This is a genomic window from Mucilaginibacter angelicae (genome assembly GCF_042434235.1).
Taxonomy (GTDB): Bacteria; Bacteroidota; Bacteroidia; order Sphingobacteriales; family Sphingobacteriaceae; genus Mucilaginibacter; species Mucilaginibacter angelicae.
Genome location: NZ_JBHLTS010000019.1, coordinates 109,380 through 129,468 on the forward strand (window position 1 = coordinate 109,380; position 20,089 = coordinate 129,468).

At 45.8% G+C, this 20,089-nt stretch carries 16 protein-coding genes; 3 read left to right on the top strand and 13 right to left on the bottom strand.

The window, feature by feature from the left end; translation table 11 throughout:
- Positions 1-3: 3 nt before the first annotated feature.
- Together ACFFGT_RS07950 and topB are read left to right on the top strand one after the other, a co-directional pair.
- The gene (locus ACFFGT_RS07950; RefSeq protein WP_377021982.1) at positions 4-1,089 is read left to right on the top strand and encodes a phosphotransferase enzyme family protein; all 1,086 of its coding nucleotides are present in this window, start codon (positions 4-6) and stop codon (positions 1,087-1,089) included.
- A 127-nt stretch (positions 1,090-1,216) separates the two neighbouring features.
- Complete coding sequence (gene topB / locus ACFFGT_RS07955) at positions 1,217-3,076, top strand: DNA topoisomerase III (protein WP_377021983.1); 1,860 nt, start codon at positions 1,217-1,219, stop codon at positions 3,074-3,076.
- A 143-nt stretch (positions 3,077-3,219) separates the two neighbouring features.
- Here topB and ACFFGT_RS07960 read toward each other — a convergent pair whose 3' ends face one another.
- The 12 genes from ACFFGT_RS07960 to ACFFGT_RS08015 form a co-directional block, all read right to left on the bottom strand.
- A complete protein-coding gene (locus tag ACFFGT_RS07960; RefSeq protein ID WP_377021984.1) occupies positions 3,220-4,803 on the bottom strand; it encodes an arylsulfatase in 1,584 nt (527 codons plus the stop codon).
- A 9-nt stretch (positions 4,804-4,812) separates the two neighbouring features.
- Positions 4,813-5,544, bottom strand: coding sequence for a thioredoxin domain-containing protein (locus ACFFGT_RS07965; protein WP_377021985.1), 732 nt, complete (start codon positions 5,542-5,544; stop codon positions 4,813-4,815).
- Positions 5,545-5,546: 2 nt separating this feature from the next.
- Complete coding sequence (locus tag ACFFGT_RS07970) at positions 5,547-7,427, bottom strand: arylsulfatase (protein ID WP_377021986.1); 1,881 nt, start codon at positions 7,425-7,427, stop codon at positions 5,547-5,549.
- Between the two features lie 20 nt (positions 7,428-7,447).
- Positions 7,448-9,283 (bottom strand): arylsulfatase, encoded by a 1,836-nt coding sequence (locus ACFFGT_RS07975; protein ID WP_377021987.1) that lies wholly within the window; start codon positions 9,281-9,283, stop codon positions 7,448-7,450.
- A gap of 11 nt (positions 9,284-9,294) precedes the next feature.
- Entirely contained in the window at positions 9,295-9,771 is a 477-nt protein-coding gene (locus ACFFGT_RS07980) for a DUF6841 family protein (protein WP_377021988.1), read from the bottom strand.
- A gap of 305 nt (positions 9,772-10,076) precedes the next feature.
- A complete protein-coding gene (locus ACFFGT_RS07985) occupies positions 10,077-11,633 on the bottom strand; it encodes a RagB/SusD family nutrient uptake outer membrane protein (protein WP_377021989.1) in 1,557 nt (518 codons plus the stop codon).
- A 25-nt stretch (positions 11,634-11,658) separates the two neighbouring features.
- The gene (locus tag ACFFGT_RS07990; RefSeq protein ID WP_377021990.1) at positions 11,659-14,748 is read right to left on the bottom strand and encodes a SusC/RagA family TonB-linked outer membrane protein; all 3,090 of its coding nucleotides are present in this window, start codon (positions 14,746-14,748) and stop codon (positions 11,659-11,661) included.
- Positions 14,745-14,921, bottom strand: a complete 177-nt coding sequence (locus ACFFGT_RS07995) for a hypothetical protein (RefSeq protein WP_377021991.1) — start codon at positions 14,919-14,921, stop codon at positions 14,745-14,747. Before ACFFGT_RS07995 ends, ACFFGT_RS07990 begins: the two co-directional genes overlap by 4 nt.
- A gap of 193 nt (positions 14,922-15,114) precedes the next feature.
- The gene (locus ACFFGT_RS08000) at positions 15,115-16,257 is read right to left on the bottom strand and encodes a formylglycine-generating enzyme family protein (protein ID WP_377021992.1); all 1,143 of its coding nucleotides are present in this window, start codon (positions 16,255-16,257) and stop codon (positions 15,115-15,117) included.
- Positions 16,257-17,222: a sterol desaturase family protein gene (locus tag ACFFGT_RS08005; RefSeq protein ID WP_377021993.1), complete on the bottom strand. Its 966-nt coding sequence runs from the start codon at positions 17,220-17,222 to the stop codon at positions 16,257-16,259. Before ACFFGT_RS08005 ends, ACFFGT_RS08000 begins: the two co-directional genes overlap by 1 nt.
- The gene (locus ACFFGT_RS08010; protein ID WP_377021994.1) at positions 17,215-17,412 is read right to left on the bottom strand and encodes a hypothetical protein; all 198 of its coding nucleotides are present in this window, start codon (positions 17,410-17,412) and stop codon (positions 17,215-17,217) included. The genes ACFFGT_RS08005 and ACFFGT_RS08010 overlap by 8 nt, the downstream gene beginning before the upstream one ends.
- Complete coding sequence (locus ACFFGT_RS08015; RefSeq protein WP_377021995.1) at positions 17,409-17,585, bottom strand: hypothetical protein; 177 nt, start codon at positions 17,583-17,585, stop codon at positions 17,409-17,411. Before ACFFGT_RS08015 ends, ACFFGT_RS08010 begins: the two co-directional genes overlap by 4 nt.
- Before the next feature lie 512 nt (positions 17,586-18,097).
- Here ACFFGT_RS08015 and ACFFGT_RS08020 point away from each other — a divergent pair.
- Positions 18,098-18,709, top strand: coding sequence for a hypothetical protein (locus tag ACFFGT_RS08020; RefSeq protein WP_377021996.1), 612 nt, complete (start codon positions 18,098-18,100; stop codon positions 18,707-18,709).
- Positions 18,710-19,226: 517 nt separating this feature from the next.
- Here the strand turns inward: ACFFGT_RS08020 and xth are convergent.
- Positions 19,227-20,000: an exodeoxyribonuclease III gene (gene xth, locus ACFFGT_RS08025; RefSeq protein WP_377021997.1), complete on the bottom strand. Its 774-nt coding sequence runs from the start codon at positions 19,998-20,000 to the stop codon at positions 19,227-19,229.
- Positions 20,001-20,089: the final 89 nt, after the last annotated feature.

Sequence of the window (20,089 nt, forward strand, 5' to 3'; positions counted from 1 at the left end):
AATATGTTTGATAATATCCTTATAAATTTTGGATTAAACGTTTCTGAATATACCATCCGGCCATTTGGCTCGGGTTTAATAAACCATACTTATAAAATAAGTGATGTTAACCAGGCATATATCCTTCAGCAAATAAATGATTCGGTTTTCAAACACCCCAATCATATTGATAACAACCTGGCGCTGATCAAACAATATCTTGATGAAACCAACCCTGGTTACCTGTTTGTGGCACCATTAAAAAGCAAAACCGGAAAATCCATTATTAAAGCCGATGATGGTAAATATTACAGGTTATTCCCGTTTATTGAAGGATCACATACGGTAAACTTTTTGCAGGATACCAAAGCAGCCTACAATGCCGCTGTACAATTTGGCCGGTTTACCCATCTGCTAAACCATTTTGATATCAGCAAGCTGGAATACACACTTACCGATTTCCACAATTTAAAATTACGGTTTAAGCAGTTTGAACAAGCCCTGCAAACGGCTCATGAGGAAAAGTTGAAACAAGCCGCCGATGAAATAAAACAAGCCAGGGGCAATATCGAAATACTGCATACCTACAATCAATTTACGGCAAACAAGGAAATTAAACTGCGGGTAATACATCATGATACCAAAATCAATAACGTATTATTTGATGATGAGCAAAATGCGCTTTGTCTGGTCGACCTGGATACCGTAATGCCCGGTTATTATTTAAGTGATGTTGGCGATATGATGCGTACCTATCTTTCTCCTGCCAACGAGGAAGAAAAAGACCTTGACAAGATTGTTATCAGAACAGACTTTTTCAGGGCGATATATAAAGGTTACATGAGCGAAATGGGTGGTATTCTTACTGAAACAGAGAAACAATACTTCATTTTTTCGGGCAAAATGATGATCTATATGCAGGGTCTCCGCTTTTTAACCGACTTTTTAAATAATGACGTTTACTACGGTGCCCAATATGAAGGCCATAACCTGATCAGGGCTAAAAACCAGTTTAAACTGCTTGAAGGTTACATCAACGCCGAGCCAATATTTAAGGAAATAATTATTGGGGTAGACAAAGAATTACTGGCTACTACGAACGGTATTTAACAGGTTATTCCATATACCGGGCGGCACAATGTTACCAACAAACCTTGCACAGCCCTCCTTAAATTCATACTTTCGACGCCCGTATCAGCAGGCACCGGTATAAGCCAGTGCATTGGAAACAGCATTTATGAAAGTTATTATAGCCGAAAAACCATCTGTAGCCCGTGAAATTGCCAAAGTTTTTGGGGCGACCACTAAAAAAGATGGCTATATTGAAGGCAAAGGTTTCACCTTTACCTGGGCTTTCGGTCACCTATTGCAGCTTGCTGCCCCGCAGGAATATGGCTATTATGGCTGGAGTGTTCAGCACCTGCCTATGCTGCCCCCAAAGTTTAAGCTTTCCATCCGTAAGGTAAAAACCAAGGATGGTCTGGTAGACGATCCGTCGGTAAAAAAACAATTGGATACTATCCAAAAGCTATTTGATGAATCTACCGAGATCATCGTAGCGACGGATGCCGGGCGCGAAGGAGAACTTATCTTTCGCTATATTTACTATTACTTAAAATGCAAAAAGCCTTTTAAAAGGCTTTGGATCTCATCCCAAACCGATGAAGCTATCAAAGAAGGTTTCCGCAACCTGAAGCCCGGCAGCGATTATGATACGCTGTTTAATTCGGCTCATTGCCGTTCACAGTCGGACTGGCTGGTGGGGATGAACGCAACACAAGCGCTTAGTCTTTCATCGGGCATTCGCGGTGCGGTGCTTTCATTAGGCCGGGTGCAAACCCCTACCCTGGCCATGATCTGTTCGCGGTATCTCGAAAACAAAAACTTTGTGCCTGAAACCTTTTACCAGGTAAGTATCCACCCTGATAAAGACGGGCAGGTATTTAAAGCGATATCGGCCGAAAATTATAAAACAAAAGAAGAAGCGCAGGCGGTTGTCGACCAGGTGCAGGATGTTGAAGGCGGCTTTCCGCAGGGCGGCCATATTTTACAGGTGGAAGCCAAACCCCGTAAAGAACCACCTCCACTATTGCACGACCTGAGCAGCCTGCAACAGGAAGCTAACAAACGCAAAGGTTTTACTGCCGATCAAACGCTTAACATCCTCCAAAACCTGTACGAAAACAAGCTGGTTACCTATCCCCGTACCGGCAGCCGCTATATTGGTGATGATGTTTTTGCAGGCGTACCCGTGCTTATTGAAAAGCTGGAACAACACCCTCTTTTTGGCAAACAGGCTATTGCACTGGGCAGTGCCACATTGAATAAACGGAGTGTAAACGCAAAGAAAGTAACAGATCACCATGCCGTACTCACAACCGGCGAAACACCGCACCAGCTTTCGGCCGATCAGCAGGCTATTTACGATATGGTAGCAGGGCGGATGCTTGAAGCTTTTCACCAGGATTGTATCAAAGAGGTCACCAAAATTGTGGTGCAATCGGGCGCAAAATTCAACGCCAGCGGAACAGTGATTCACACTGCCGGTTGGCGCGCCGTGTTCAATGATAAGGAAGACGATAAAAAAGACGAAGAAAACGCCACCCTGCCTAAAGTAGTTCAAGGCGAAAACCTACCCATAACAGCAAAAGCACTACTCGAAAAACAAACCAAACCCAGGCCACTTTATAACGAGGCAAGTTTGCTTAAAGCTTTAGAAACAGCCGGTAAGGAAATCGATGATGAAGAGCTGCGCTATGCCATGAAAGATAGCGGTCTTGGCACTCCGGCAACAAGGGCGGCCATCATCGAAACCCTGCTTAAGCGCAATTACATTATCAGGGAAAAGAAAAACCTGGTACCTACCCCTACCGGCATAGCTGTTTATGAAGTGGTAAAAAATCAGCAGATAGCCCAGGCCGAACTCACCGGAACATGGGAAAAACGCCTTGAAGAGATTCGCTCAGGTGCGTCGGTTACTGATTTCCAGAATGAGATCAAAACCTATACACGTGCTATTACTTCTGAGTTACTGGCGCAAGGCAAATCGTTAAAAATCCCGACTGCGGCAACAACCGGGGTTAAAGTAAGTGCGTAGAAAGTTATCAGAATTTTCTTCCATACGTCATTGCGAGGCACGAAGCAATCCCCAATAAGCAAAGCCGCTCTGTATAGTTCGCGATTGCTTCGTGCCTCGCAATGACGCTTTTTATACTATGAAGTTTTATTAAGATCGCTTAATCACAACTCTTTAATCGTATTCCAATCAACAACGCCAACCTTTTTAGCCCAGGCAAGATATTCGGTTTCAAGCGCTTTAACTTTATCGGGATATTTAGCCGCCAGGTCATTTATTTCAGAACGATCGGCTTCCAGGTCATATAGTTCCCATGGATCTCCTATTTCGGCAACCAGTTTCCAGCGGCCTTTTCTTATAGCGCGGCTGCCTTCATGCTCCCAAAATAATGTTTTATTGCCTATGTAAGGTTGGCCTTTAAAAGCATCAAGCAAACTAACACCTGCCAACGGTGTAAGCTCCCTGTTTTTAAACTCAACGGGATAACTAACACCCGCAAAGTCAAGGCAGGTTGGCATCAGATCAATTAAATGGCCCGGACTATTATTGGAACTCCCGGCTTTGATATGTCCCGGATACCAGGCAATAAGCGGTGTAGCTATACCACCTTCGTGCGTATTGCGTTTAAACAACTTAAATGGTGTATTACTTAGGTTTGCCCATGGGATCTCATAGCTATCAATCGAATTTACAGAGCCGGGTACGCCATTCTTTTGTATTACTGTCGACAGGCTTTTAACCTGGTCAGCACTGCCTCCATTGTCGGATGCAAAAAGGATAATAGTGTTCTTATCTTTTCCCAGTTGCTTCAGTTTGCTCATAATCTCACCTATACAAGCATCCATCCGGTAAACCATAGCGGCATAGATAGCCATGCGGGTATCCCATTTGTCTTTTTCTTCGGGAGATAGTGAATCCCATGCCGGTGCGCGACTATCCCGTCCCGATAATTGCCATTCTTTTTTGATGATACCGGCAGCCAGCTGTTTTTCATAGCGCTGTTGCCGCAGCATATCCCAGCCTTTAAGATATTGGCCTTTAAACTTAGCAATATCCTCAGGCAGTGCCTGGATGGGCCAGTGCGGGGCATTGTAAGCCACATACATAAAGAAAGGTTTTTGCTGCTCCTTAATCTCATCTAATGATTTGACCGCGAAATCGGTAATAGCCTGTGTAAGGTATTTTGAAGTATCGCTGCGGGTAATCTCCTTATCATTGAGCATAAAAGTGATCTTACTTCCATCATTGTACAATGGTGCCGAATTAAAATAGCTGCTGCCATTGTTAAGCATGGTAAACGATTGATCAAAACCCCGGTTATAGGCCAGTGCAGACTGTTGCAGCCCAACGTGCCATTTACCGGATACGATGGTATTGTAACCGGCCTCATCTTTCAGCAGCTCGGCAATGGTGGCGCTGTGCTCATTCAAATACCCCTGGTACGCGGGTGAGCCTTTGTATTTTACCATATCGCCTACACCGGCCTGGTGCGGGTATAAGCCGGTTAACAATGCCGCTCGTGAAGGGCAACACCTCCCGGCGTTATAAAACTGTGTCATTTTCAGGCCTTCGCGGGCAAGCCTGTCAATATTGGGTGTGCTGATCTCCGAGCCAAAGCAGCCGATATCAGAAAAGCCCATATCGTCGGCCAGAATGATGACGATATTGGGCTTTTGTTTAGGGGCCTGCGTAAATGCAGGCCCCATGTAAAATATAGCGATGAGTAAGTAGCAGATATTTCTTAGCATGGCTGTGTTTTATTTACCACTTGCAGCCAGGCCGGTTTTGGCCTGTTCAGCAACAGCCTCAACTTGTGCGGTTGATGAAAAGCCCTGCTTTTTCCAAATCTCTTTGCCGTTTTTATACAGCACCAATGTTGGCAGCACGTTCACCTTTAACTCTTTGGCCAAATTGGTATTGTCATAAACCTCAATGCTGATCACTTTGGGCGCAAAGGCGCTATTGGCTTTCAATGAATCAAGCACCGGCACCAGCTTTTTGCAGGCCCCACAATACCTCGACCCAAAATCAACTAATACCAAAGGCGATGAAGCAGCCAGTTCATTAAACTGGGCTTTTGACAAGGAAACTCCTTTTTTTGTGGTAGAAATAATCGGATACCCCGAACCTATCCAGTTGGCTAAACCGCCGGGCAGTTCCTCTACATTTGTAAAACCTTTAGCACGTAACTCGCGCGAAAGCACCGTACTGCGGCCATTAGCTATCGAATAAACGAAAGTTGGTTTATTCTTGTCCAAACCATCCAGCTTTTGCTGATAATCGGTTGCTTTGGCGTCAACGTTTACGGCATCTTTAATATGATTCTGCACAAATTCCTCGGCCGAACGGGCATCTAAAATCTGTGGTTCCTTTGCCTGTTTTAATTTAGCGGCAAAGGCTTCTATCGATAATAAAGCAGGTGATTGGGCTTTTACCACGCCGGTGAAAACTACCAGCAGGGCCAGTAATACAATTTTTAAGTTTTTCATAGTTAATTATTGTTTTCGAGGTTATGGATCCTTTTGTTGTTGATATCGTCCCTGTCAATAAATGGGTAGATGTGGTTCTTTTTAGCTTCCGCATCAAACAGGTCTTTCAGTTCTTTTAATTTTTCAGGATATTTTTTGGCGAGGTCAACACGTTCGTTAAAATCCTCGTTCAGGTTATACAACTTCCACACATCCTTATCGTAATTACGCTCCGGAATGGTCTTCTCTTTCGGGAAGTTCAGCAAGTCAACATTATCCGGACGGTGCGCAGCCTCAGCTTTCCAGCCATCTTTGTAAATAGATCGCGAAGTAAAAATGTAATAGTATTGCTGTGTATGCAATGATTTTGCCTGAGCGTTATTAAATGAGCTGAAGAGTGATTTACCCTGCAAAGTATCCTGTTTAATCCCTTTAACATACTCCGGTAGTTTTAAACCTGCAGCCTCAATAGTAGTTGGAAAAATATCCGAAACGTGACCGTACTGGGTACGGATGCCGCCTTTTTCGGTGATCAGTTTTGGATAATAAACAATAAGCGGGTTATGTGTACCGCCTTCGGCATCAGCGTCCGATTTCCAGTATTTAAATGGCGTATTGGCCGCCTGTGCCCAGCCTAAAGGATAATTGGTTGAAGCTTCGGGTGTACCGATGGTTTCGTAATCGCTTTCGTTCTTTTTAATATAATCAGCCTCCGGTGTGGTTAGGGCTGAGTTTTTAGGATTGATCGTACCATGTACAGTTCCTTCTTTACTGGCGCCGTTATCGCCTATCATCACAAAAACCAATGTATTATCAAACTGGCCCGAAGCTTTCAGGTAGCTGATCACACGACCCACCTGGTGGTCGATGTAAGTCAGGTAACCGGCATAAACTTCCATAAAGCGTGAGTAGAGTTTCCTTTGATCGGCAGGGAGACTGTTCCAGGCCTGGATGCGCTCATTACGCTCGGGCAATTTTGCGTAAGCAGGGATATAACCGGCCTTTTTCTGGTTTTCAAATACTTTTTCACGGTATACGTCCCATCCTTCATCAAACTTGCCTTTGTACAGGTCGCTCCATTCGTGGCTTACCTGGTGTGGGGCGTGGGTTGCGCCGGGTGCATAGTATAAAAAGAAAGGCTGATCGGGTGCCGCCTTATGTGCGGCATCGATGTAAGCGATGGCTTTATCGGTGATCTGCTCATTCAGGTTACGGCCATCGGGTTTGATATGAAAATTATCCTCCACCAAATGCGGTGGGTTATACTGATCCGTAGCCGACTCCAAAAAACCAAAGTGGTGGTCAAAACCTTTACCGGTAGGCCAGCGGTCAAAGGGCCCAACAGCAGTGGTATCCTCATCAGGCGTTACACCCCATTTGCCAACGGCAAAAGTGCTGTAGCCATTAGCACGTAAAGCTTCGGCAATGGTACCCTTATCCGGTGGGATCCGCCCATCATAGCCGGGAAAACCGGCAGCGGTTGAAGCATGGGCAAAGTTACCCATGTGTACATAATGATGGTTGCGCCCTGTAAGCAGCGACGAGCGTGTAGGTGCGCAGATCCCGGCCGTGTGGAAATTTGTATACCGTAAGCCATTATTAGCCAGTGTATCGAAATTTGGTGTACTGATTAATCCTCCAAAAGTACCAGATGCACCGAAGCCTACATCATCCAGCAAAATCCAAACGATGTTTGGTGCGCCTTTTGGCGCTTTGAGTGGTTTGTTCCACCACTCTTTTGATTCGGCAAGGGTTTTGCCTTCCACACCTTTGTAAGTGGCAGGATCAATAGGCGCTATGTTTGCAGGTGTTACCTTTACCTGCGGCAATTGCGCAAAGGCAGGCGCGCTGAACGCTACGGCTATTGCCGATAAGGTAATAATTCGTTGATAAGCGTATTTCATGATCGTATCAATTTTAAAATTTACTTTTTATAGTTTTTGTGGATGCGCTGGTGAAAAACATCATACCAGTCGATAAATGGATACAGATTGTTCTTTTGAGCCTGCGCTTCAAAAACAGCTTTCAATTCCTTTAACTTTTCAGGATATTTTTTGGCGAGGTCAATCCGCTCGTTGAAATCCTCATTCAGGTTGTATAATTCCCAAATGTCGTCATCAAAACTCTTATCGGGCACATTTTGTCCAACTTTAAAATCGCCCAGTTCTACGTTATCCGGATGGTGTGCGGCTTCGGCTTTCCAGCCATCGCTATAAATTGATCTTGAACCAAAAATATAATAGTGCTGCAAAACGTGTTTTGATTTAGCCTCAGGATGATCAAACGAATACACCAGTGAAGTACCCTGCAAAGTATCCTGCTTAATACCCCTGATGTATTCGGGTAGTTTAATACCAGTGTATTCAAGTGTAGTTGGCAATACATCAATCACATGCCCATATTGGGTGCGGATGGTACCTTTGTCTTTAATCCCTTTAGGATAATAAACAATGAGCGGGTTCCGTGTACCACCTTCCGAATTGGCATCCTGCTTCCAGTATTTAAATGGTGTATTGGCTGCCTGTGCCCAGCCCAGCGGGTAGTTGGTGCTTGCCTGTGGTGTGCCGATATCAGTAATATCTTCGATATTGGTTTTCAGATAAGCCTCTTCAGTAGCCAGTTTAGCAGAGTTCTTTTTAGGGTTGATAACACCGTGAACCGTGCCTTCTTTACTGGCACCATTATCACCAATGATCACAAACACCAGGGTATTATCCAACTGACCACTTTGTTTCAGGTGATTTATCAATCTGCCTACTTCATGATCGGTATAAGTCAAATATCCGGCATAAACTTCCATGAAACGGGCGTACAGCTTCTTCTCTGCATCGGGCAATGATTTCCAGGCCGGGATGCGTGAATTACGCTCGGGCAGTTTGGCGTAGGCCGGGATAATGCCCAGCTGTTTTTGCCTTGCGATAACCTTCTCCCTGAAATCGTCCCAACCGCTGTCAAACTGGCCTTTGTACAGATCGCTCCATTCGGTAGCTACCTGGTGGGGCGAGTGGGTCGCGCCCGGTGCATAGTATAAAAAGAATGGCTTATCAGGTGCAACCTTATGCTGGCGGGTTAAATAGAATATTGCCTTATCGGTGATCTGATCGGTAAGGTGACGGCCATCGGGTGTTACATGGGCGTTATCCTCTACCAGATCAGGCTTGTACTGATCCGTAGCCGAGCCTAAGAACCCGAAGAAGTGATCAAAGCCCTTACCTGTAGGCCAGCGGTCAAACGGCCCTGCATCAGTAGCATCCTCATCAGGCGTAAGGCCGTATTTGCCTACTGCGAAGGTGTTGTAGCCATTCTCCCGCAGGATCTCAGCAACAGTACCTTTATCCGAAGGGATGCGCCCGTCATAGCCCGGGAAACCGGCCGACATGGTAACATGCGAGAACCCGCCTTCATGAACATAATGATGGTTACGCCCGGTTAATAAAGCCGAACGCGTTGGTGCGCAGATACCCGCCGTGTGAAAATTGGTATAGCGCAGGCCATTGTTGGCCAGCGTATCAAAATTGGGGGTTTTGATGATGCCGCCAAAGGTGCTGGTAGCACCAAAGCCCACATCATCTAAAATAATCCATAATACGTTTGGCGCACCGGCGGGCGCTTTATGAGGCTCAGGCCACCACTCCTTTGAATCATCAAGCGTTTTACCCACCGTGCCGCCAAATACCGGTGCTTGTCCGTTTTGTGCTTTGGCTGTGAATGCGGCGAGCAAGCCAAGCGACAGGAACAATGTTATTTTTTTTGTTTTCATCTGTATGTAGTTTATTCGGCATAGCTGGAGCGGAATTTCACACCCCAGCGGCCGTTTTCTTTGGTTAATATGTATAATGATTCATAGTGCCCTATCAAACTGCCATCGGCCCGGAAGCGCGAAAAGCGGGTATCCACGTGCACTTTATCAGCCGATGCCTGTACGATATTTCTATGATCCCACTGACTGTGGTCCCACCCTGCTTTTTGCAGCTCACCGAATACTTTGGCCGAATCGCGCAGACCGGCCTTTTCCAATACCGACATTTTGCCGCCTGCCAGCCGGTAATGAGGAAACTGGTAGGTATCCTCCCATCCCTTAAGGTCTTTGGCATTAAAAGTTGCCATATATTCGTCAAGTACCTGGAAAATGGCAGCACTTACCCGCGGGTCTATGCCGTGTGAACCGTTCTCGATAGGCGCATTTTGTGCTGATGCCCGGCCGGTAAGGGCGGCCAGGATGAGTAAGAACATTGTTATTTTTTTCATTGGTTATCGCTTTTAAATCACTTGCATATTTACTCACCCCGACTTCGCTTCGCTTGTCACCCCTCTCTACGCTGCGCGTAAAGAGGGGATTTTTTGTTTTTTATTTTATTTACCCTTTTGCAAGTTCAAGTGTCCACGCTTGTTAGAAACCGGGAGCGTGGACGCTCTTGCTTCGGATAATTCAAGCGTGGACGCTTGAACTTGCAGGCTTTACTTTATTTTCATTTTCCCTACCCTCTTTGCGGCTTGCCGGAGAGAGGGTGGTCCAGCGTAGCGTAGACCGGGTGAGTAAATTATGCTACCTGCTATTGCCAGCCAGGATTTTGAGTAAGCTTACCATTACTATTATCTATCTCCTGCTGCGGTATCGGGAACAGGTAGAATTTGCCCTTTGCCCCCTTGCTCACATTTGTTTTACCCACTTTGAGCAAACTGGCCTCCAATATGCCATTACCTGCAGCATCGCGCTCGCGGATGAGATCAAACCAACGCTGGTACTCAAATACAAATTCCAGTCTCCGCTCCAAATAAACCGCATTACGGAAAGCAGCTTGGTCAAGCCCGGCAAGGTCATCGAGCCCGGCACGCTTCCTTACCCGATTAATGGATGCGTAGGCTTTGGCTGTTGGGCCGTTCAGTTCATTCTCGGCCTCGGCATGAATCAGCAGCACATCCGAAAAACGGATGATAGACACGTTAGCCCCAGATTCGGCTTCGTTGGCGGCCACGCTTGGATCGAAGTATTTATTAAAGAAAGGGATAGAATCGTTAGCGATTGTCGCGTCATTCAGCTTGCCATACCATAGGTTGGTTGTTGGACTTTGAAAGCGGGTTACAAAACTCACCCGTTTCCGTTTATCATTGGCCGGATATAGCTTGTAAATGCTGAAAAATTTATCTACGCCGTTTGGTTTGGTGGCATCGGGCACGGAGTAAAATACTACCTGGTCGGCATAACTACCCACCATGCCGGGGATCCCGTTCAGTATTGATCGCGGTGCCTGATTATTGCCCTGCCCCTGCGAGTTTGCTTTAAACTGCGCCGAAAAAATATGCTCTTTTCCATTTTCTGTCGCGGGTAAAAATACATCAGCATAGTTGGCAAACAGATCGTATCCATACGGGCCGTTAATCACGATTTCAGCCTGTGTTACGGCTTTATCCCATTTACGCTCGGTTAAATAAACTTTGGCCAGCAATGCGTTAGCTGCACCTGCAGTAGCCCTGCCAACATCGGCACCGGTATAGTTATTCGGTAAGTCGACTGCCGCGTTGGTCAGGTCGGTTTCTATCTGGGCGTAAACAGTGGCCGCAGCTGTTCTCGGAACCTGCAGATCAGACAGGTTAATGGATGTTTGATCATGCAGCACCAATGGCACATCGCCATACAAACGCACCAAATTGAAGTAGTAAAGTGCCCTTAAAAACTTAGCTTCGGCGACAAGCCTTTTGTTGAGCGTGGCATCAAATTTTATATCGGGGATGGTATCAATAGCGATATTGGCCTTTTTGATAGCCGCGTAATGCTGCTGCCAGATCTGCAGGATGCGCAGCCCTGAGGCCGAATGTCCAAGCACCGCCTGTGAGCGTACATCGGCATTGGTAGCTCCCGGGCCGGGGCCTTCATCATCGGCCATAAAATTCATACCGGTGTTAAAAAGTGTGTTATATGGCGTTTGGATACTGTTTGCACCGGCGTTAAGCAGCGAATAAGTTGCTGTAACTGCCGCCACGGCATCGGCCTGGGTTTTATAAAACTGGCTCGCAGGGATAAATGAGCGCGGGTCTTCATTGAGCTTGGCGCATGATGCCGCGCCAAAAGCTATCAGTAAAACCAGGTATTTAATATTTTTAGTTTTCATGTTAAAAAAAATCAAAGGTTATCGGCTACAGGGTGATCCCTATACCCACAATAAATGATTTGTTGTTAGGATATGCCCCGTTATCAACTCCCGATGTAATGGCCGATTGTTCGTTGCTGCTCACCTCCGGATCGTAGCCGGTGTACTTAGTCCAGGTAGCCAGGTTTTGCGCGTTGGCGTAGATCCTGATCTTCTTGATCGGCGATTTGGAAAGCACCGATTGCGGGAATGTATAACCTAAACTGAGGCTTTTAAGGCGCAGGTACGAGCCATTTTCAACAAACCTGTCGGATATGGTTGGCGCCGGGTCCTGAAACGCACTGTGTACATCGGTGTTGGTATTTGTCGGTGTCCAGCGGTTAAGCAAAGTGGATGTGGCGTTGGTATAACCTGTACCTAACTCCAATACATTGCGCTGCTGGTTGTAGATTTTATTGCCATATGATCCCTGTAAAAACACGCTCAGATCAACACCTTTATAAGAAAAAGTATTGGTAATACCGCCCGTGAATTTAGGCTGCGAATTACCAAGGATCACCCTGTCGGCAGCCTGTGTTATTTTACCATCGCCATTGATATCCTGGTAGTTTTGACCACCGGGTTGTGTATTGGCTGCCGGGGTAAGCACCGGACCGCCCTGCTGGATCAAACCGTTGGTTTTGTAACCGATGAATGAACCGATGGGTTCACCAACTTTAATGATAGATGGCAGTGACGAATCGGGAATAAACTGGTTAACGCCGTTACCTCCAAGGCTTAATACTTTATTCCGGTTAACTGCGAATACTAAATTAGTATTCCATACAAAGCCGCCGGTGAGGTTGCGGGAGTTTATACCGATCTCGAAACCTTTGTTTTGCACCGAACCTACGTTTTCATACTGCTGAGGATTGGTGATGGCTGTATTGGTAATGATAGTTAAACCGCTTGTAGCCGGCAGCGGCAGGTAAAGCAGCAGGTTGGTTGTTTTTTTGTAATAGACATCGGCAGTTATGCTGACCCTGTCTTTAAATAAACCCAAATCAAAACCGAAATCATACTGACTGGTCTTTTCCCAGGTTAAATTAGGGTTGTACAGGCTGTTCGGCGCAAAGCCTGCAACTGTGGCGTTACCAAAATTATAGCGGTAATAACCCAGTTGCGAATAGGATTGATACGCCGGGATATCGCTGTTACCGGTTTGGCCCGCACTGAAACGTAACTTTAACTGGCTGATAGCCGTTACATTTTTTAGAAAATCCTCGCTTGATGCATTCCAGGCCACGGCTGCAGAAGGGAATGATGCCCATTGATGACCGGGAGCAAATTTGGATGAACCATCGGCACGCAGGGTTAGGGTTAACAGGTATTTGCTATTAAAACCATAATTAATACGACCGAGGTATGATTTCAGTGCCCAGATGTTTGATGATGTAGACGGCGCTATGGCAAAACCGCTTCCCGAAACATTGGTTACGCTGCCCGAGCCCAGGTTATTGAAAGTATCATAATCGCTCACAAAACCCGATGCGCCGTTGATGGAGCCTTCGGCCTTGAACTGCTGTTGGGTAAAACCGGCCAGTACATTCAATGAGTGTTTACCAAACTTTTTATTGTAAGTAAGCGTATTTTCATTGAGCCAGTTAAAGGAGTTGATTGTACCGACCTCGCCAAGACCTGAATAACCCGAACCTTCGTAAACAGTAGAAGGCAGGTAGCGGTTTTGTTTATTGTCGATGATGTCGATACCGGCCAATACCCGTGCGGTAAGGTTTTCGGTGATCTTGTAATCGCCTGCAATATTGCCTAAAATACGACTGGTTGTAGTTGTGTTTGTTTGGTTATATAATGTATTGATCGGGTTACCGTAAGTGCCCTCAAATATATTTTTGATGAAGAACGAGCCGTCAGCATTGTACACCGGCGTAGTCGGTGTCATCAGCAAAATAGCAGGTACAACACCAGCCGGGGCTATCTGCGCTGTAGTACGGCTGCCGGTGATGTATGACGAGATCTTGAACTTATCGTTATAATCATGCTCCACATTCACACGGCCCGCATAGCGCTCAAAATTGGTGTTTTGCAGGATCCCGTCCTGTTTAAAATAGTTGCCCGAAAAGGCAAGCCTCGTACGTTCGGTACCTGAAAAGATGGAAAGGCTGTGATTTTGAGAAGTCCCCTTGCGGAAGGCTGCATCCTGCCAGTCGGTATTGACATTGTAGGGATTGAGCTGGGCTTCGGTCTGGGCGGTTTTACCGCTGTTTACCAATGCATCGTTACGCAGGGACTCCCATTGCGGGGTATTAAGCAGGGATAAGGTTTTGATCACCTCCTGTTTGCCATAACTGCCATCATAATTGATAGATGACACTCCCGCCTTACCTTTTTTAGTGGTGATGATGATAACACCGTTTGCACCACGTGTTCCGTAAATAGCTGTGGCCGAGGCATCTTTCAACACCTCGATACTTTCAATATCTGAAGTATTGATGGATGCCAGCGGGTTGATCTTGGGTCCGTTGGTTACGCCTGCATCAGTTAACGAATTGCTGTTTGAGGTTGGGAATCCATCAATTACGTACAATGGTTCGGCAACGGCATTAATGGAGTTTACACCGCGCACCTGTACGGTAACGCCTGCACCCGGCTGCCCGGTAGCCTGTGTAACCTGGATGCCAGAAACTGAGCCCTGCAAAGCCCTGTCGAGCGAGGGAACGGGTTGCTTTAAAGCTAATGCAGGTACGGATGCTACCGAACCGGTAATGTCCTTACGTTTTTGGGTACCGTAACCTACCACAACTACCTGGTTTAACTGGGTCTGGGCATCTTTAAGTTTAATTTCAACCGGGCTGCCATCGGCAATAAACTCCCTCTTTTCATAACCTGTAAAAGTTATAATGAGTTTATAGGGAAACTTTTGACCGGTAATAAAGCTGAATTTACCTTCAATATCGGTAGATACCACGTGAGTGGTGCCTTCTATTTTAACCACCGCGCCGGGCAGCGGCTCGCGGGTTGCGCTGTCAATTACACGGCCAACCAAATGTGAATTGATTGTAGGCTGGGTTTGCTGTGCGATGGTTAACAGCGGAAACCCGATAAGCAGCAGGAATGGGATTAATAAAAGTTTTTTCATGTCGACAGGTTTTTAAAAGATGAAAAACCGGACGACTGATCAGTAACCGCATTAAAGGGCCTGTATAATTGCTGTGGATGAAAAGCATCCTCTATAATTTGCAGCGTAAAAGATGCTGCCGGCCGGGCAAAAGGCAACGCATAGCCCTTTCCTGCCTTTGCAATATTTTGCATAGATTTGAATAGTTAAAATGACACCATTGAAACAGGCTCAACGCCAATCGATCCCTGTTTCGTTGTTTTAATGACCGGGGGAAAAGCTTTGCTTTTCCCTTATTTGCTTATGTAATTGTTTATTTTTTCATGTTCCTTTCTGGTTATGCCTGTTAATACCGGGCAGATCAATTATTTAATTCGGGGTATTATTTTAGTTACTCACACAGCGGAAACCGAGGTGTTCCATCCCGCTGTCTTCGGTAGTTTTCATCCTCCGCGATACGCGATAACCGGAGCAATAGCTGTCGTTACACAAAAAAGATCCTCCGCGCACCACCCGCTTTATGGCATAAGGCTCATCCGGATCATATGATTTTGAAGCGCCCTTTGGGTTTTTAACCCCTGCCGGATTGTTTACCGTTTTGTAATAGTTGTTATTGTACAAATCGGCACACCATTCCCATACGTTACCGGCCATATCATACAAACCGTAACCATTGGGTGCAAATGAACTAACCGGGGCTAAGTAATAATAACGGTCGCGCCGGGTGTTTTTATAAGGAAAACTCCCCTCCCAGGTATTTGCCTTGGGTTGCCCTTCGCTCACTTTTTCGTTACCCCAGGGGTATACTTTATCTTCCAGGCCTCCCCTTGCCGCACGCTCCCATTCGGCTTCTGTTGGCAAACGTTTGCCTGCCCATTTACTGTAAGCCACAGCATCGAACCATGAAACCTGCACTACCGGATAATTCCCTTTGCCTTTAATGTCGCTGCCAGGCCCATGCGGGTGTTTCCAGTTAGCACCGGTTTTCCAGGTCCACCATTGGGCATAATCATTCAAATTAACAGGATGATCAGCCGGTACAAACACCAGTGAAGCCGGTACCAGTAAACTATCGGCAGGCTTTTCGGTGCCCGGGGGCATTTGTTTTTTAAGCTCGTTCCAGTCGGGTTTGCGCTCGGCTGTGGTGATATAACCTGTGGCTTTTACAAATTTTTCAAACTGGGCGTTGGTTACTTCCGTTCTATCTATCCAGAAGCCATCAACAGTTACATCGTGTTTGGGGTATTCATCAGGCTCGGCCTGCTGATTATCAGCCCCCATCCTGAAAGTCCCGGCCGGTACCCATACCATCTCCGCATGGCTGGTATGGGTATTACCGGTATCGGGCAGGGCAAGCGCCGCACCGCTTAGCCCTGCTGTTTTAAACCTGTTGGGGATATTTGATTCGCAGCAAACCTTCTTTTTAGTACCGGGAACCGTGGCTACCGCAATACTCGCCACTGGTTTCGCCGGTTGTTTGCATGAAACAAGCCATAAGGCACTAAAAAGTATAAGTACAATCTTGTTCATTACGCTTTAACAGGTTGTAATTGAAAAGCTGTATCAACCTGTTCAGTTTCAGGCTCTGCAGCAGCCTCAGGCCGGTATAGCTGGTAGGGCTGCAAAGGCACATCATCCCTAACTATGGGGCCATCGGCAGCAAGCTCACTTCCGGGCACTTTTGATTTAAATAATGGCCAGGCCAGCTGCGCGTACCATTGGTCGCCTTCGTAATGTGATATACCGTAAGCTTTAGGATACTGGCGCGAAATGTGTGCCGTACCGAAAATGATATCCCACCAAAAGAACATATTACCAAAGTTGCCTTTGTAGTAACCTACGCCATCATCGGTAGTGGCGGCGTGGTGCGCATGGTGCGTTGCCGGGGTTGATATGGTACGTTCCAATACCCAGGCCAATGGGTGTAATATTTTATACTGATAAAAAGGTTTATCCCACGGGATGCTTGAATGCGCCAGGGTGGTGATGGTGCCTTTAATACCTTTAACAACCAACGCCGGGATCCCCAAGCCCAGGTAAACCAATGCTGCCGTTAAATACGTTTGTGAAAAGAAAATGGTGTAAATGATATTTTGTCTGCTGGCCATAGCCATGCCCATATACGATGCCGAGTGGTGCGTACGGTGAAAACGCCATAACCACGGCACCTGATGGTGCAGGCGGTGATACCAGTATTGGGTCAGATCGTCAGCTACTGCTATGATAGCACATCCCCAAAAGAAAGGTACCCAATTAAAAACGTTTTTAAATCCGGGCAGTATCGCAGGTAATACCAACAGACTGTAATAGGCCACAAGTGGCTTTACAATTAGTTTAGGAATAGTAAAACAGGCAATATCCACCCATTTTTCGTTTTTATTCCAGCGCTTTTTATACAGGCCGAATGAAAATTCGAGTACGCCTAATACAAGTACCAAAACGGAAAAACCGTAGCCGTTAAGGTTATCTATTATTTGTTTTATCTGTTCAATCATTGTCTTGTGTATTTGAAGTTTTAGTTTTTACTGTGGTTTGCTGTTTCTGTTGATGCTGTTTCTTTTCCCAGGGACGCTCGCCGGTAATGGCAAAAGTGGCAAACATAAGGGCTATAGGCAGTATGTACAGCAACAGACTCAGCGACGCGTTTTTGATGATCTGTATTTTAGTTGATTGCTCCAGTTTCATGATGGGCTATTTTTTTGAGGTTGAACAATTTGTGCCGTTTTGGTTGCGGGCTTTCTTTCCAATAGCTTACGGCCAAGCCAAAGCCCGCCGACAATGATGATAAAAGGTATAAGGGTTACTATAACACCTACCAATATCTTTTTCCCAAGCAGGGAAACGTCGTTAATGGTCATAATGAACTTATTAAATGATTAACAATACAGGCATCACATAGCAATCCGCACAAAGCAGCGATGCCCGTTAAAGAATTTAGTTATTTTAAAATTTGGAATACTGTGCGACCAGCACACAATCATAGAGAAGGGATCAACCCTTGTAATGCAGCCTTAACAGCAGCAACAAGAATAACAACAAGAAGTAAAAGCAGCAGCAGTTAACTGATAATTAGCAAGGCCGTATTCAGGTAAAAGTTCGGGTTGCATGGTGGGGTGCTTTTAAGTGATTTAATTATTGTGATTAATTTTCTGAGGCAAATGTAAAAAAAGATTTGATAAATACTACTAATTCTATAGAATTTATATAATAATTATTAAAAAATTGAAATGAGGTCGCATTGGCAACTAAATATTTTACTGTTTATACCATTAAATGTGCCTAAACAGTAAAAACCTTAAGTATAGATTTTCCATTAATTACAAACTAAATTTCATAACACGTCCACACAAAATCCTATATTCATATCGTTATGGATATAACTACCCTTATTGTCATTACCCTTATTGTTTTCATTATAGCATTTGCGGCGTTCAGGCTGTTTGATGTTAAAAAGAAAAAGCAGAAACTGGAGCTGGAGCGATCTGCCCGGATTTTACCACTTTATCAAAAAGCAGAAACCGCCGCCGGCCTAACAACCGAAGATGTATTGCCCTTTGCCCAAAACCTGCTTACCCGCTATGATACCTTTTTGTATTTAAAAGAAATGGGAGAACTTAACCTGTTCCCCGAAGAATACCATACACTCATTAAAGGAGCCGAAAGCTCACTGGCTCAATGGCTGGAGTTCCCTACCGAACTGGATGCCTGTCCCAATGAAATAGAATATATTAAACGTGTTACCATTGATTTTGACAGGCGAGGCAATTTTATACACTACGAAGTATTTAAGTACCGGGTAAATCCACCTCATTGGGCTGCCGAATACGTATGGATACTGGGCGTTGTAGGCCCGTTCTTTGATGATAGCAAACCTTATGATTTTCCCTCGGCTACATTTAGCCGGGTAAGCAGTACCATAGATAAAGTAACGCCGGAGGAAGAGGTTAAATGGGTGCATGAAAACATTGCTATGAGGAGGTAGTTTGTTAAAAACGAATGCCATGCTGAGTGTTCAAATCCGTTGGACTCTGAAGGTGAAATGACATCTCCACGCCGTCATTGCGAGGCACGAAGCAATCCCCGACAGGCAGGTAACGAGCTTTTTTCTATGGACTTACATCGTCGTGCTCTTGGCCGCGCGGGGCCAGATACTTTTGTCTTGACACAAAAGTATCCAAAAACTCAAGTCAGCAGATAGGCTTCTTTGCCGCACGGGCCTTTGCCCTGCAAAACGAACAGAACCACGGGCTGCAATTATTTTGCCCTGCTGCGCTCACACTTTCCCAATGCTTCTGCAAAAACTTGCTATGCCCCTTCCTGCGCTCAAGACCACCATTGTTCTGCCCGCTTTCACCCGAAGCTTACCTGCTGACGGGAACATTTTTATTTATCATGTCATCGGTAGGAACGAAGCATCTTCTTCGCCCTGTATAGCGGCTCTTCATATCGAAGAAGATTCTTTACTATCGTTCAGATGACAAACCTTTACCGATTCAATATCAATCTTTCAACTCAATCCAAACCGGCGCATGATCACTTGTTTTTTCCCAGCCGCGTACATCCCTGTTTACGCCGGCAGCAATAAGTCGTTTTTCCAAATGGGGGCTTAGTAAAAAATGGTCGATGCGCAAACCGGCATTACGGCCATAGGCATCGCGGAAATAATCAAAAAAAGTATAGATCACTTCGGTAGGGTAAAGTTTGCGGATAGCGTCAGTCCAGCCCTGGTCTACCAGTGTTTTAAATGCTTCACGGGTTTCGGGACGGAAGAGTGCGTCGTTTACCCATCGTTCTGGTTTATAAGCATCAAGTTCGGTAGGCATTACGTTATAATCGCCGGTTAACACAACCGGTTTATCGGCAGCAAGCAAACCGGCTGCGTGAATTTTAAGGCGTTCAAACCAGCCTAATTTATAGTCAAATTTGGGTCCCGGGGCCGGATTACCGTTAGGCAGGTAAAGGCAGCCAATGGTAATACCTTCAACAAGCGCTTCAATATAGCGGCTATGCTCATCTGTAGGGTCGCCGGGAAGCGCCCGGCAAACCTCTGTAATTTCCCTGTCTTTAGCCAATATGGCAACGCCGTTCCAGCTTTTTTGTCCGTGCCAAATGGCTTTATAACCGGCATCAAGAATGGCCTGCTCCGGAAAGTTTTCCTGCGGTGCCTTAAGCTCCTGCAAGCAGGCAACATCAGGGGCTGTTTCTTTTAACCAGCGGAGCAAAACCGGGAGGCGCCCGTTTATTCCATTTACGTTATACGTAGCTATTTTCATGATGCAATTTAAGCAGTTTAGGTTATATCATGCATGTTGTAAAATACAAAAAGCGCTGCCATCCATTGCAAACTCCTGATTGCAATGAC

Bases quoted from the DNA above. Each gene is read 5' to 3' on its own strand.
- ACFFGT_RS07950 (WP_377021982.1), top strand. From the start codon at position 4: ATGTTTGATAATATCCTTATAAATTTTGGATTAAACGTTTCTGAATAT.
- topB (WP_377021983.1), top strand. From the start codon at position 1,217: ATGAAAGTTATTATAGCCGAAAAACCATCTGTAGCCCGTGAAATTGCC.
- ACFFGT_RS07960 (WP_377021984.1), bottom strand. From the start codon at position 4,803: ATGCTAAGAAATATCTGCTACTTACTCATCGCTATATTTTACATGGGG.
- ACFFGT_RS07965 (WP_377021985.1), bottom strand. From the start codon at position 5,544: ATGAAAAACTTAAAAATTGTATTACTGGCCCTGCTGGTAGTTTTCACC.
- ACFFGT_RS07970 (WP_377021986.1), bottom strand. From the start codon at position 7,427: ATGAAATACGCTTATCAACGAATTATTACCTTATCGGCAATAGCCGTA.
- ACFFGT_RS07975 (WP_377021987.1), bottom strand. From the start codon at position 9,283: ATGAAAACAAAAAAAATAACATTGTTCCTGTCGCTTGGCTTGCTCGCC.
- ACFFGT_RS07980 (WP_377021988.1), bottom strand. From the start codon at position 9,771: ATGAAAAAAATAACAATGTTCTTACTCATCCTGGCCGCCCTTACCGGC.
- ACFFGT_RS07985 (WP_377021989.1), bottom strand. From the start codon at position 11,633: ATGAAAACTAAAAATATTAAATACCTGGTTTTACTGATAGCTTTTGGC.
- ACFFGT_RS07990 (WP_377021990.1), bottom strand. From the start codon at position 14,748: ATGAAAAAACTTTTATTAATCCCATTCCTGCTGCTTATCGGGTTTCCG.
- ACFFGT_RS07995 (WP_377021991.1), bottom strand. From the start codon at position 14,921: ATGCAAAATATTGCAAAGGCAGGAAAGGGCTATGCGTTGCCTTTTGCC.
- ACFFGT_RS08000 (WP_377021992.1), bottom strand. From the start codon at position 16,257: ATGAACAAGATTGTACTTATACTTTTTAGTGCCTTATGGCTTGTTTCA.
- ACFFGT_RS08005 (WP_377021993.1), bottom strand. From the start codon at position 17,222: ATGATTGAACAGATAAAACAAATAATAGATAACCTTAACGGCTACGGT.
- ACFFGT_RS08010 (WP_377021994.1), bottom strand. From the start codon at position 17,412: ATGAAACTGGAGCAATCAACTAAAATACAGATCATCAAAAACGCGTCG.
- ACFFGT_RS08015 (WP_377021995.1), bottom strand. From the start codon at position 17,585: ATGACCATTAACGACGTTTCCCTGCTTGGGAAAAAGATATTGGTAGGT.
- ACFFGT_RS08020 (WP_377021996.1), top strand. From the start codon at position 18,098: ATGGATATAACTACCCTTATTGTCATTACCCTTATTGTTTTCATTATA.
- xth (WP_377021997.1), bottom strand. From the start codon at position 20,000: ATGAAAATAGCTACGTATAACGTAAATGGAATAAACGGGCGCCTCCCG.